Origin of the sequence: Winogradskyella jejuensis (assembly GCF_900129745.1) — a bacterium.
GTDB lineage: Bacteria > Bacteroidota > Bacteroidia > Flavobacteriales > Flavobacteriaceae > Winogradskyella > Winogradskyella jejuensis.
This window is the reverse complement of record NZ_FQWS01000002.1, coordinates 373,286-385,981: the sequence shown is the minus strand read 5'-3', so window position 1 is coordinate 385,981 and position 12,696 is coordinate 373,286. Positions and strand designations below refer to the sequence as shown.

General features: G+C 33.1%; 16 protein-coding genes and 1 pseudogene. 3 read left to right on the top strand and 14 right to left on the bottom strand.

Annotated elements, in window-relative coordinates; all coding sequences use genetic code 11:
• Window positions 1–2: 2 nt before the first annotated feature.
• Window positions 3–1,280, bottom strand: a complete 1,278-nt coding sequence (locus BUB95_RS09565) for a tetratricopeptide repeat protein (RefSeq protein WP_073085890.1) — start codon at window positions 1,278–1,280, stop codon at window positions 3–5.
• A gap of 76 nt (window positions 1,281–1,356) precedes the next feature.
• Window positions 1,357–2,595 (bottom strand): annotated as a pseudogene (locus tag BUB95_RS14400) (DUF4331 family protein).
• A gap of 142 nt (window positions 2,596–2,737) precedes the next feature.
• Here BUB95_RS14400 and BUB95_RS09550 point away from each other — a divergent pair.
• Both BUB95_RS09550 and BUB95_RS09545 read left to right on the top strand, forming a co-directional pair.
• A complete protein-coding gene (locus BUB95_RS09550) occupies window positions 2,738–3,910 on the top strand; it encodes an LETM1-related biofilm-associated protein (protein ID WP_073085884.1) in 1,173 nt (390 codons plus the stop codon).
• A gap of 49 nt (window positions 3,911–3,959) precedes the next feature.
• Window positions 3,960–4,391 (top strand): DnaJ domain-containing protein, encoded by a 432-nt coding sequence (locus BUB95_RS09545; RefSeq protein ID WP_073085882.1) that lies wholly within the window; start codon window positions 3,960–3,962, stop codon window positions 4,389–4,391.
• Here BUB95_RS09545 and BUB95_RS09540 read toward each other — a convergent pair.
• From BUB95_RS09540 to BUB95_RS09490, 11 genes are all read right to left on the bottom strand, one after another.
• On the bottom strand, window positions 4,383–5,138 hold the full coding sequence (locus BUB95_RS09540; RefSeq protein WP_073085880.1) for a LytR/AlgR family response regulator transcription factor: 756 nt from the start codon (window positions 5,136–5,138) through the stop codon (window positions 4,383–4,385). The genes BUB95_RS09545 and BUB95_RS09540 overlap by 9 nt on opposite strands.
• On the bottom strand, window positions 5,135–5,608 hold the full coding sequence (locus tag BUB95_RS09535; protein ID WP_073085877.1) for a DUF2306 domain-containing protein: 474 nt from the start codon (window positions 5,606–5,608) through the stop codon (window positions 5,135–5,137). The genes BUB95_RS09540 and BUB95_RS09535 overlap by 4 nt, the downstream gene beginning before the upstream one ends.
• Before the next feature lie 12 nt (window positions 5,609–5,620).
• Window positions 5,621–5,935 (bottom strand): 2TM domain-containing protein, encoded by a 315-nt coding sequence (locus BUB95_RS09530; RefSeq protein WP_073087368.1) that lies wholly within the window; start codon window positions 5,933–5,935, stop codon window positions 5,621–5,623.
• A complete protein-coding gene (locus BUB95_RS09525) occupies window positions 5,928–6,287 on the bottom strand; it encodes a 2TM domain-containing protein (protein WP_073085875.1) in 360 nt (119 codons plus the stop codon). Before BUB95_RS09525 ends, BUB95_RS09530 begins: the two co-directional genes overlap by 8 nt.
• 4 nt (window positions 6,288–6,291) lie before the next feature.
• A complete protein-coding gene (locus tag BUB95_RS09520; RefSeq protein ID WP_073085873.1) occupies window positions 6,292–6,615 on the bottom strand; it encodes a 2TM domain-containing protein in 324 nt (107 codons plus the stop codon).
• Between the two features lie 11 nt (window positions 6,616–6,626).
• Window positions 6,627–7,985: a histidine kinase gene (locus BUB95_RS09515; RefSeq protein ID WP_073085871.1), complete on the bottom strand. Its 1,359-nt coding sequence runs from the start codon at window positions 7,983–7,985 to the stop codon at window positions 6,627–6,629.
• Window positions 7,986–8,015: 30 nt separating this feature from the next.
• A complete protein-coding gene (locus tag BUB95_RS09510) occupies window positions 8,016–8,639 on the bottom strand; it encodes a tetratricopeptide repeat protein (protein ID WP_073085869.1) in 624 nt (207 codons plus the stop codon).
• 25 nt (window positions 8,640–8,664) lie between these two features.
• Entirely contained in the window at window positions 8,665–9,090 is a 426-nt protein-coding gene (locus BUB95_RS09505; RefSeq protein ID WP_143185583.1) for a DUF2141 domain-containing protein, read from the bottom strand.
• A 162-nt stretch (window positions 9,091–9,252) separates the two neighbouring features.
• Window positions 9,253–9,948, bottom strand: coding sequence for a tetratricopeptide repeat protein (locus tag BUB95_RS09500; protein ID WP_073085868.1), 696 nt, complete (start codon window positions 9,946–9,948; stop codon window positions 9,253–9,255).
• A gap of 75 nt (window positions 9,949–10,023) precedes the next feature.
• The gene (locus tag BUB95_RS09495) at window positions 10,024–10,443 is read right to left on the bottom strand and encodes a hypothetical protein (protein WP_073085866.1); all 420 of its coding nucleotides are present in this window, start codon (window positions 10,441–10,443) and stop codon (window positions 10,024–10,026) included.
• Between the two features lie 167 nt (window positions 10,444–10,610).
• Window positions 10,611–11,543, bottom strand: coding sequence for a peptidylprolyl isomerase (locus BUB95_RS09490; protein ID WP_073085864.1), 933 nt, complete (start codon window positions 11,541–11,543; stop codon window positions 10,611–10,613).
• A gap of 248 nt (window positions 11,544–11,791) precedes the next feature.
• On the opposite strand from BUB95_RS09490, the gene BUB95_RS09485 reads away from it, so the two are divergent.
• A complete protein-coding gene (locus BUB95_RS09485) occupies window positions 11,792–12,220 on the top strand; it encodes a hypothetical protein (RefSeq protein ID WP_073085862.1) in 429 nt (142 codons plus the stop codon).
• An 8-nt stretch (window positions 12,221–12,228) separates the two neighbouring features.
• Here BUB95_RS09485 and BUB95_RS09480 read toward each other — a convergent pair whose 3' ends face one another.
• A complete protein-coding gene (locus BUB95_RS09480) occupies window positions 12,229–12,681 on the bottom strand; it encodes a hypothetical protein (RefSeq protein ID WP_073085860.1) in 453 nt (150 codons plus the stop codon).
• Window positions 12,682–12,696: the final 15 nt, after the last annotated feature.

Genomic DNA, 12,696 nt, shown 5'->3' with positions numbered 1-12,696 from the left:
AATTAAAGATTTAAAATTTTTGTTTCCATCAAAGGTCCGAGCTCGTATACGCTGGCCAACAAGCCTTCTTTTAAATCAGCAACTTCCTTAGTTCTTCCTTTTGCTTTGTATATTTCTGCAATGTGGTATAGTACCTCTGGCTCTTCAGTTTTACCTGTTACATAAGCATCTATAATTTCTATAGCCTTATCTATGTTACCAGCCTTAAAGTAACTCCATGCTAATAAATCATAGCTTTGCGCTGTAGGCCTATGATTAACCTCTTGTTTTGCTATTTCAATCGCTTTTTCAGGCTCTTGTAACTCTTCTGCATAAAGCATTACATCATACTTATTATACATATGCCCATAGAGCGCGTTATCAACTTTATCCGTATACTCTTTTTGTGCTTTATTTTTAAGTCTGATATCGTTCTTGTATTCGGCAATTTCGGCCTTTATCAAGTTGTAGTCCGGAGCATTGTAATAAGATGTGACTTGATTTAGAATAGACAGCGCTTCATCTGGTTTTTTCTCGTAAGAATAGACTATCCATGCAATTCCTTTTTTGGCATAAGCATCATTAGGGTTTAATTCTAATGCCTTTAGATAATAATAATAAGACAAATCTATCTTGCCTGCATGACCATAAAAATCTGCTAGATTAGTATATGCCCACTGCTTTAAAGACGTTGTGTTACCGGATTCTGAAATTTTTGTAGCACGTTCCATATAATTTATGGCTCCGTCTAAATTACCATTGTGGTCTTCCCATTTTGCTAAGCGAATTAGATAGTCAAAATCTGAAAAGTCCTTAAATTCTGAAAGATATTTTTGTGCTTCAATGGTATTGCCTAATTCTAAGTTGACATCGAAAAGCATTTTTTGTGTGTTTTCTAGTTTCTCTCCTAAATTTTCAGCTTTTTTTAAAAGCTCTAAGGCTTTTTTGAATTTATGTTGAGAGAGATAATTGTATGCTAATGCTCTTAAATAGCTTGTGTTTTTGTAATCAGTAGCATTGTTTGCTACTAATAAATCCTTTTCTGCATTGATTAAATTATCGATTTTTCCGGTTGTATTAAATAACGCTGTATATGCACTTGCTCGCTTTAATAGATATGGAAACTGATTAGGAGTTATATTTAATTTTAAGGTCCAAAAATCGACTTCTTTAACAATTTTTGAGGTGTCTAAATTTTGCGCTAAGTACGCTTGATAATCTGCTTTATCTGATATCTTTTTAGAATCACAACTAAAAAATAGTGATAAAAGAAATAAGGGAAGTATTCTATCAATTGACATAATATTTGAGTTTTGTGTGTTTAAAATAATTCTAGAGCAGAACTAAATCTGCTCTAGAATACTAATTATTGGTAGCTTACCATGGTGAGGCTAGATATGGAAAACTTGAGGAAAAAGGCTTATCATTGGCGTTTACATTATCATCAGACAATCCTGGATTTTCAGAGGCTGTCAATCCGTTTTCACCTCCAAAAATTAAAATAAGCTCTACAGTGATAACATCGTCAGCCAATGCACGTCCCGTTAATACATTTGTTCCATCGAAAAATGTAGTCGTTCCATCTAAGGAAAGGTTAAGAACGTCAGTTGCTAATAACCCTGTGAATTGAGCGGAAGTTAAACCTAACGCATTTGCATCTCCAGGATTAGCATAGGCAGGACTCAGAGCTTCTAAATTATTCTGAAACATGGTTTGAAAAGCACCCGACTGTTGTGACGGTACCGTAGTGTTAAAATTGTCTTTCATACTTGAAGACACAAATACAGTATTCACTGCTGGTCTACCCATTTGGTCTTGTTGTGCAAATGTTCCTGTAAAGTTAATTCCTGTAGGACCTGTAGGTCTATCGTCATCATTACTACAACTTGTTATCGTAACAGTAACTAAAAGTGAAGCTAGTAATAGTTTTATATTATTAAATTTCATCGTCTTTATTTTTTTAGATTATTGTTTTCTTTTTGTTTCTACCCATGTGTTGATGGTTCCAGAACCGCCAACCATAGATTTTGGAACTTCTACCACTACAGATAGCACATTAGTTCCTGCAAATGTATCCGACCCTGGATTATTAAATCCTGTTGCATTACCACCTACGATTTGAGTAAACTGTGCAAAATCCATAAAGAACGGATCATCTCGTGGACCAGCGAAAAATCGCATCCCGTTTTCTGATGACGTAATAGCACTCTGACCGTAAGGCGTAATGTCTACACTGCCAGATGCTTCATTTGCTAAAATGGTACTGTTAAGCCCAGCCTGTGTAGGTGTGGCTGGTCCAAAAAAGTACATTTTTCCGTCTCTTGGTATTGCCTGAATGACTAGGTCTTCAATATTATCACCAGAAGTATCAATATTAAATTCAATTAAGACATTCTCATCAAACGAAGCATCACCAGTTGCCATTGGACTTAACAAACCTTGTAAATTTGCTACAAAGACAACATTAGATGTGTTTTCGCCTTGAAAAGCATAAAAATCAGTGATATCACTTGTACCACTAGCTACAGCTGGAGCATCAATATGGTCCGCTGCTATGGCAACAATACTGGATACTCCAATAATAGCTGCCAAGAATAAAAATTTTGTTTTTTTCATAATACTGAGATTTTGTTAATTATTTGTTCTCTGCACTACCTACGGAAAAATGAATAAGAGGGTTTTATTTTATTTCAAAAAAAAGTTTTGAATCAAAAAAATAAAGAGATAAAAACTATCTTTAGGCCATAATTATCAACCTATGAATCCTTCAGCAACTGGTTGGATAAAGAAACTACTCACCTTTTTACCTGAAAGTAATGTCTTGCAATTAGACAAGGCTTCCTTCTACAAAAGATTAAAAGCCACTGGGTTTATTTATGGCAGTAACATTAATTGCATTTGCGATTTGGTTGATGATACCGATTTTAATGAGGAAGAACGCTGCAAAGTCAATCTAGTTACGGCTTTCTATTACATATTTAATCTTGAAACGGTTGAAGGTAATTTTCTTAATAGTGTAGTTGACTATTACAAAGCTACTGACGAGCATAAACGTTCGTTTTTATCAGAACTCTTTGGGGAGCCAAGTAGCGATAAGTTGTTAGAGCAAATTATTCATAAACGTATTCATATTGATGATAATATCATTACCAAGAATTTCAACTATTTTTTGATTAATGCATTTTTGTTTATAGACATCATCGGTTACCATAGGTTTTTAACAGAAAGAGAAAATACAAAGACATACATCTCTAATTTTGAATCTGCATTAGAAACCATCGTATTTACAGTTTTAGATTCTAAAACGAACAAAACAGAATACGACCAAAACCTAATTAAGCTTTTTGAAGCTTCGTTAAGGCACAAAAAAGAAACACAATTATCTAAAGACCAGGTTGCTGCTTCTATCTCTGGAACCTTAGAAAAACGATATGTTGTAGATATTGTATGTATGGCGTCTTGGAGTGATAAGCAAATAGATAAAAACGAATACCTATACCTCAACCAACTGCGGCAAGACTTAGATATAGACTCACATATTCTTATTCAATCCATAGATGATATTAATGCGTTTTACGAAAAAAATCGGGATAAAATAGCGTTTTTAAGCGCCAAGAATTTGGCCCAAAGTTTTTATGACAATAGCAGTAGTATAGTTACGCGACTTATAAAACGAAACAGTAAAAGACTTACTAAAGAGCTGTCTCAAAGCAAAGAAGCCATTTATCTGTTAACGCAATCTACAAAACGCAACTTAACCGAAGAGGAACAGAAAAAAATACAGAATCAGCTTTTAGATATTTTTAAATCCATACCAAGTCTGGCTATTTTTATGCTTCCTGGAGGTATGCTTTTATTACCGCTTTTCGTAAAATTTATTCCAAAGCTATTACCGTCTGCATTTGATGAAAACAGAATTGACGAAGATTAGTTGTAACAAATTGATTTGCAATGTGACTTATTAGGTAAATTCTACCATAATGATAACTGACTACTACTCTATTCTTGGCGTTACCAAAGACGCTAACCTAGAAACCATTAAGAAGGCGTTTAGAAAAGAAATAGCACTTTATCATCCTGAAAATAATAAGGCTCCAGAAGCTAGAGAAAAGTTCGATGTACTGATTGAAGCATTTAACGTATTGTCTAATAAGAAAAAGCGTGAAGCTTATGACCTAATGCTAGAAAAAAGTTTTTCTAGTACCGTACCTATGGTCATTAGTCAAAAAGAGGAAGAAACCTATGAAGATTGGAAAAAAGAAGCCAAAAAGAAATCTAAAAAATCGTGGGAGTCGGATTTAACAGATTTATTACTTCTCGACCTATTTTTTGATGTGGGGATTTTTGGTATGTTTGATGATTTTGGAGACATCATTGGTGACACAATCGGCGATGTTTTCGATTTATTCTAACCAATTTTTAAAGTCTTTTACACGTTCTCTAGCAACAATAACATCTTGTTCGTTATAAGTATTCAACTTTATTTGCAACCTAGAGTTGGTATAACTTACCATGTCTTTTATAGCATTAACGTTAACATAGAATTTTCTGCTAATTCGGAAAAAAACATGAGGTTCTAAGTCATTTTCTAATTGGTCTAACGTGGTATCGAGCAAATAATTTCTGCCATCTTTTGTATAAGCATAAGTGCCTTTATTTTCACTATAAACACATTCTATATCTTCTATATTTATCAGTTTTAAGTGTTGACCAACTTTAACGGAAAACCGCCTCTTATATTCGCGTTCAATTGGGTTTACTAACAGATTTTTAATATCATTAAAATCTAGAGTTACAGCTTGTTGTTGCGGTGCTCGTTCTCGAAACTTATCGACAGCCGTTTTTAAATCGTCTTCGTCTATAGGCTTCAGTAAATAATCAATACTATTGAGTTTAAAAGCCTGAAGCGCATACTCATCATAAGCTGTGGTAAAAATAACGGCAGACTTAATTTCTACAGTATCAAAAATTTCAAATGACAAACCATCACTTAACTGTATATCCAAAAAGATTAAGTCTGGATGCGGATTGTCTTTAAACCAACTAACGGCTTCTTCTACGGAGTGAAGCATAGTTTCTGCATTTACATCTATAGCTTTAAGCATACGCTGCAATCGGCGTGCAGATGGCTTTTCGTCTTCTATAATAATAACATTCATTTCTTAAGGTTTAATTTCTTTGCTTGTTTATTTATTATTCTACTACCTATAAATGCCGTAACTCCTGTAGCCAAAGCTACCATCCACCAAAACTCTTTCATGTTGCTTACAAAACGGGTTCCTACTTCTGCCCAAAACGCACAATATAAGCCGACGACTGACCAACTCATAAAATAAAAGTGATAAGGAAACCAATTGTTGATTCTGAGAATTGTGGGGATAATTCCTGCTAGAACAGTAATTAAACTAATTATTGCAAAAAAATGAAATAAACTAAATCCATTAAAGTTTACAATAAAAAAAGAACTAATATTTAGAGATAGCATCGATAACACATAGATGTAGCCAATACGTTTATGAAACTTCGTTCCTTTAACATTAAGTATCACTATAACTCCTGACAGCATGGCCAATATTGAAGTGACAAAATGAAACCAACCTATATTACTATCTATAATATCTACAAACATGCTTCTTAATTCTTATTCCCAAGTTTTATGGTTTTCACCCATAAACTCTTTTATCTTTTTCTCTTCCCATTTTTTATTGAAAAGACTACGACCTTTAAATACTTTGATAGCATTGAGAACAACAAAAAATCCCCAGATGACAACAGTAGAATAGTTTATCGCTAAAATTGCATCTGTGTATGGCGTATCTTCAATTATTAAAAGATTCCAGATGACAAAAGTAACTACGACTAAATAAGCTGCTAAATGAATGTAAAACCATTTGAGTTGAGACACTCTTTTTTTAGCCTCTATGTAATATAATTCTTCTTGTTCTTTATTACTCATAACCATTGAATTTACTGTCTTTTTCACGTTCCTTTTGCATAAATTCTTCAATTTTACGTTGTTCCCAATTTTTACCTAAAAGAAAATTGAAACCAAATACGCCTATAAAATGAAATAAAAGTCCAATACCCCAAAAGAATGCCGTAGCATAAGGTCCAAATCCAGAGAAACCTGCATTAAAACCTATGAGTAATATTAAAAACACATTGACAATAACATAAGATGCCAAATGCCAATAAAACCCTGAAATGGCTTCAACTCTCTTTTTTGCCCTTAGGTACGCTTCTTCTTCTCTAAAATCCTTCAGAGGAGATTGCTCTTCTTTATAAGGTTCTATACTATATTTTTCCATGATGCTACTTTTTTTTATTTAATTCTTCTTGCATAAACTGTTCAATTTTTCGCTCTTCCCAATCGTAACCCAACAGGTTTGGAAGTAGAAAAACCGAAAAGGCATGTACACACAAGATGGCTCCCCAAACTATGAACGTACTTAAAGTATGTAGGCTCCATAATTCTGTTATAAAACTATCCCAGCTATCAAGGTTATCGTTTACTCTAAGCCATATGATAACTAAGTTGATAATTGTAAAAATCATTAAGTGTCTGTAAAAGCCTTTTAAGCGCTCAATTTTTCGTTTTGCACGTTGAAGCTTTAAATGTGATTCTTGATTTTTCATAATACGCTCTTTTAATTCCAACGGTTATTTTCTTCTTCTTTACGCATATACTCTTGTATTTTACGCTCTTCCCAACGTGCTCCAAAAGCACCATCTCCTATGAATACTTTATAGGCTTGAAAGCATAAACTTAATCCCCAGCCTAGCATAGGAAACCAAAACCATTGTATAGTATGGCTTGAGTATCTATACCAGATAAATATTAAAAAAGGAATAACTAAGCAGTACGATACTAAGCTGCCATAAAAGGCTTTGAGTTCTTCTAAACGTTTTCGGGCTTTGACGTAACTCTCGTCTAGTCTGTTTTGAGGTAATTGTGATTGTCTCATGATTGATACTTGTTTTGTGAGCATTGGTATGGCTACTGCAAAATCCTGTGCTCGTTGATTGATGATAACTTTTTTATTTGATAGCAACTTATAACGTTGCTTAATATTTTCTAAACCTACGCCACTACTCTTTTTTACAATTTGTTTGGGCTGTAGATTATTCATGACTACTAAGTAACCACCATCTTCGTAAATTTTGATATGTAATGGCTTACTCGATGTTACCATGTTATGCTTTACTGCATTTTCTAAAAGTAATTGTAATGATAAGGGTACTACTCTACTTTCAGGATTTGAAGCCTCTTCAGGTATTTCAAAAATGATACTATCCTCAAAGCGCATTTTAAGTAAAGACATGTAGGTTTTAGCAAATTTCAACTCTTCGTCTACGGTGACTAAATCTTTATTCTTCTGTTCTAAAACGTACCGATATACTTTAGATAAAGAGGTTGTAAATTTTTGAGCGCTCTCTGGATTTTCTTCTATTAAACTTGTTAATACATTTAAGCTATTAAACAAAAAATGTGGGTCTAACTGATTCTTTAAAGCATCGAACTTTGCACTTGCGGTTCCAGCTATAAATTTTTGCTCCTTAACCTTTGTTTTTTGTAATTCTCTATAGTAATAAACAGCATGAAAAAACAATGAAATAACAAGAGTTATAAGCAAAGCACTGAAATAAAACTCTGAGCTCTCCGTAGCTTTAAACTCTTTCCAAGTCTCACCTTCAATAATAACTTCTATGACAACTCTTATAATAAAAATAGTCAATAAGGTTAATATAACTGATCCTATAAAACCTATAATAATTCTGTATTTCTTATAGTTATTCCAAATGACTTTCTCATTCAAATAATCAAAGAATAAAGAATTAACTAAAGTCAATGGCACAGAATACAAAACGTAATAACCAAAATTTCTAAAGAATATACTGTTAAAGCCGCTAAAACTCCCAGAAAAATATCTAATACCCTGATCGATAGTCATAATGACCATAGCTACTAAAATACCGGTACCTATTATTTTTCCTATATTCTTCATTTTATTGCTTTATTGAATTTTAAATTGTGTCTACTCCTTACAAGGCCTTACAGCTTCTTGCGCTCTGTTTTTACCCCAATTAGGATGGTATTTACTTTCTGGCTCAAAAGTATCAAATAAAGCTATTGAGCCTTCTAACTCTTTACAAAATGGTGTTGGGTCTTGTCCAAAATAACGTGCAGATCCCATTGCCCAATCTGCCTTACACATTACCACTCTGGGATTTTTCGGTGCTAGCTCGTAAGCTTTTGCATACAATTCTGAAACCTTTGCAGCATACTTCATTCCATATGTTCTGCCATCATAAGCTACCCAATTGGTGTAAATCTGCCCTTGCATTACCAATAATTCTGCATTGTTTTCGCTTAAAGCCATGGCAGTGTTAAGATGCTCTTGTGCTTTATCTAATTGTGCCTTAAGGACTGTCTCGTCCTTTTCGTTCCAACTTTTTAGACTATTGATTTGTGCAATATAGTAATGTGGCAACCAATTGTCTTTTTCGGCATTGGCAATACGCTCAAATAAGTTTTGTGCTTCTTCGGTTTTATCTGCCCTCCAAAGCTCAAAAGCCTTGTCCATTCCTTTTTCAAAATTTGTTTGTGCTTGAGTAAATCCAATGCCGATTAAGGCAAAAAATAATACGAATGTCTTCATGATAATATATTTAATGATTGATGATTTATAGTTCTATGTTTATAGTTTTATTGCTTCCTTTTAATTCAAACTTAGCATCTTTCCACTTTGGTGGTCCCATTGTACCTCTGGCATTATTAGAACACCCGTAATCTTCTCTAGGAATTCCTAAAAAATTGGTATCCATTTTACCATTATCATTTTCATCATGAATAAAAGAAATAGCATACGTCCCTTCTGGCACATTAGTAAAGACCACCTTACCCGTTTTGTTAGAAATTTCTCCAATTACAGACTTAAAACGCTTGTCTAAAAAGTTAGCTTCTGAGTCGTAAAGGCCCACTAAAAGTCGTCCTTCGTTATTATCTAGCCCACTAATATTAACAATAATATCTTGTGTTTTTGTCTCTTGTAGCATTACAAATGAAGCATTTAGTAATAGCGCGATTAATATTCTTACGATTGTTGACATGATGATTGTTTTTTAATTTGATGTAAATATCTGGCGAAGTCTAGATATTAAAAACCATATTTTACCCAATTGTAGTTTTTTTAGGATGAAATGTAAGATACTAAAAAAAGCACCCTTTAAAAGTGCTTTTTATTGACAAAAAATATCGAACTAAATTTATTTTTATTTACTTTCATAAGCATCCATATAGCGCTTTGCGCGCTTATTGCCTTTATTTAGTTGATACGCTTTTTTATAATTCTCATAAGCATTTAAACTATCCCCAGACACTAGATAGGCTTGACCTAAACTATCATAAGTATTTGGGCTGTTAGGGTGTAGTTTAGTATTCATTATTAAAATGCCTATTGCGTCATCATATTTATGTTCTCTAACATACTTAAAACCTAATCGATTAAACTTATATTGGTTTATAAAATCGCTCATCGAATCTTTTAATTTAATTTTTTGAAATCCTTGAAGCGCCATATCCCAATTTTTTTCTTCTAAATATTGGCTAGGGGTTTTATAGTTATCTGCAACTTTTAAGTAATCGTAACTCAAACTATCTGGGTTACTTTCTGGAATTATCGCTAGATATCTGGCTTTAGTTTCAGGATGTTGTACAAAACGTAATTTTTGATACAAATCTGGAACAAAAAACTCATTAGTATCTGTGGCAACAGGTTTGGTTTTCACACCGCGCCAATCCATGTAGAGTTGATTATCCTTATAAGATATGGTTATAATATCATCTTCGTTAAAAAGATATTTTCCTTGGGTTTGCTTTATAAATGTATCTGAATAATCTATAGATGGAGAACAAGCCGAAATAAAAATAGAAAGAATAAATAGTAAAAATAAAAGTTTAGTTTTCATATAGATTTTTGATTGGTTTTTAATACAAAAAAGTCTCACTATAAGTGAGACGAACATCTGTTGAATTTGTTACGTTTAAATGTCTACCAAAACTCTATCCTTCGCCCATTGTAAAGCCGCTTCTAAACTATTAAATCGTTGTATTTTTTTATTAAAGAAAAGATTTTCGATAACAGTATTCATGATACTACCTTTTGTATTTGCCACAACACCATAGCCTTTAAGGGAATAACTATTTGTAAAAAACTTTAACCAGTCGTTGGGCTTTACCGCATAAGAATTAATCCGATTAGAGATATATACCAAATCGCTACCATCAGTATTTAAAAAAGAAGTGACATCATTTACAATTTGTTTGGCATGCTCATCCCAAGTAATAGTTATGCCGCTATTAATTTCTGATGCTACATAACCTTCAAATATATAGACGCTACCAAAATTGTACTCTAACTCTTTGAGTACATCAGTATAAAAAACAGAATCTTTAATACGCATCGTTGGGGGTAAGGTATTTTCTATTTGAATTAAATATAGATAAAATTCTTAACAATTATCCTAGATTGATTCCAATAAAAAAACGCTTCAAATAAATTGAAGCGTTTTAAAATTATGTAACTAACTAAATACCATTTAGTTAACTTAAAAATATTTTGATGCTCTGCTTACTTTACATCCATAAGCTCAACATCGAATACTAGGGTTGCATTCGGTGGAATAACACCACCTGCGCCAGCACTACCGTAACCTAAATCACTAGGAATAACTAATCGTGCTTTATCTCCTACATTTAAAAGGCAAATACCTTCGTCCCAACCAGAGATTACTTGACCAACACCAACTTGAAAATCTAAAGGTGCATTTCTTTTGTAAGACGAATCAAAAACAGTTCCATCAGCTAACTGACCTTTGTAATGTACAGAAACCATGTTTCCTTTTTTTGCTTTTTTACCATCTCCTTTTTGAAGGATTTGGTAGCGTAAACCTGAAGCTGTTTCTTCAAAACCAGCAGCTAACTTATCTAACTCAGCGCGTCTAGCTTCGCGTTCAGCAGCAACTCTTTTTTCTCTAGCACCTTCAAAAACTCTAAACGCCTCAACTGCATTAAAGTTTTCAGCGGCTTCTCCTACTCTTACGATTTCTAAACTTTCAATCGCATCACCTTGTGCTATTGTATCTACAACATCTTGTCCTTCAACTACATTTCCAAATACGGTATGCTTACCATCTAACCAATCTGTAGCAATGTGAGTGATAAAAAACTGACTTCCGTTTGTTCCTGGACCAGCATTAGCCATAGACAATACACCTGGACCATCATGCTTTAAGTCAGGATGAATCTCATCATCGAACTTATAACCTGGGTTGCCTGTACCTGTCCCTAAAGGGCAACCTCCTTGAATCATAAAATCTGGAATCACTCTATGAAATTTTAAGCCATCATAGTAAGGTGTTCCTTGAGGTTTAGCTGAATTTTCTAAATTTCCTTCTGCTAAAGCTACAAAGTTACCAACTGTTCCTGGTGTTTTTTCAAATTCTAGATTGACTAAAATTTCCCCTTTTGATGTATTGAATTTTGCGTATAAACCGTCTTGCATCTCTTCTGTGTTTTATTTAAGGCTGCAAAGATAACAAATGAATGACGATTGACGAATTTAGAGTTACGATTTGTTTTAGTGAGCAATTGCTATTTGTAGATATGGATTAAAATGCTTCGTAATTTGTAAGTTTGAGCTTGTCGAAACCTCGCAACTTAAAACTACTTTTTATTACACTTCGACAAGCTCAGTGTTACATTTGTTTTCAAAATTGAATTAATCTTTTAGTTTTGCTGAAAACTAAACTTATGGGATTTTCGCTTTCTAAACTCGTCGGGAAAAACAAAAACAAATCTACTGATACTGTTGAAGCAATAATAAATGATGTTGAAAATACGCCTTTTGGTGTTTCTGAAAGCAATGTGCTTTATGCTGGATTAAATGAACTTGGCGGTTATTACTTTTTCCAAACTGTAATTGTTGGACAACTGTATATTAAAACTATGACTGGTGCAAAATTGATTCTAAAAGGTGAAGGTATTGAACTAGAATTGAAATCCGATTCCTCAGAATTTGAGTCTGACCCCACACCAGTAAAAAGCAGAAGCATTACTAAAATAGATTTCCAAATAGAAGAAGCAGATATCAAAACACTACAAAATAGCAGGATTACGAGCATACAGCTAAAAGCTAAAAAGCATGATATTTTATTTACGAAGTATGTTAGTGATGAGTAAGAGTAATATTATTGCTTTTTAAAAAATTTAAGCCTTCTTCCCCTTTCGAAGTGTTTGATAATAAGTTTTTTATCATTCATTTTTATAAGGTGAAATTCTTCCTTTCTCTTTTCTCCTAACTTATAACCTGTGTAAGTCTTGTAAAACTCCTCATAAGACTTTGAGCTATCAGACATTTTATAAGCTTCTTTTATATCGAAATCATATTGATCAATGTCATAAACAAAAACTAATTCATCTTCTTTTAACTTATAGCTTCCTGTTTCAACAATATTAACATCACTAATTATAGTCCAAACAAATTTACCATCATTCTTGAATTCAATATTATGCTTCATATGAAATCCTTCAGCCAAATAATTCTTCTCTAACTTCGAAGAATAAGAACCATTCAACTCTTGTCCAGAAATATAAACAGTACTTAAAAGAAAAAAGAATAACAATTTACACTCTAAATTCATTGAGTTTTGCATTAT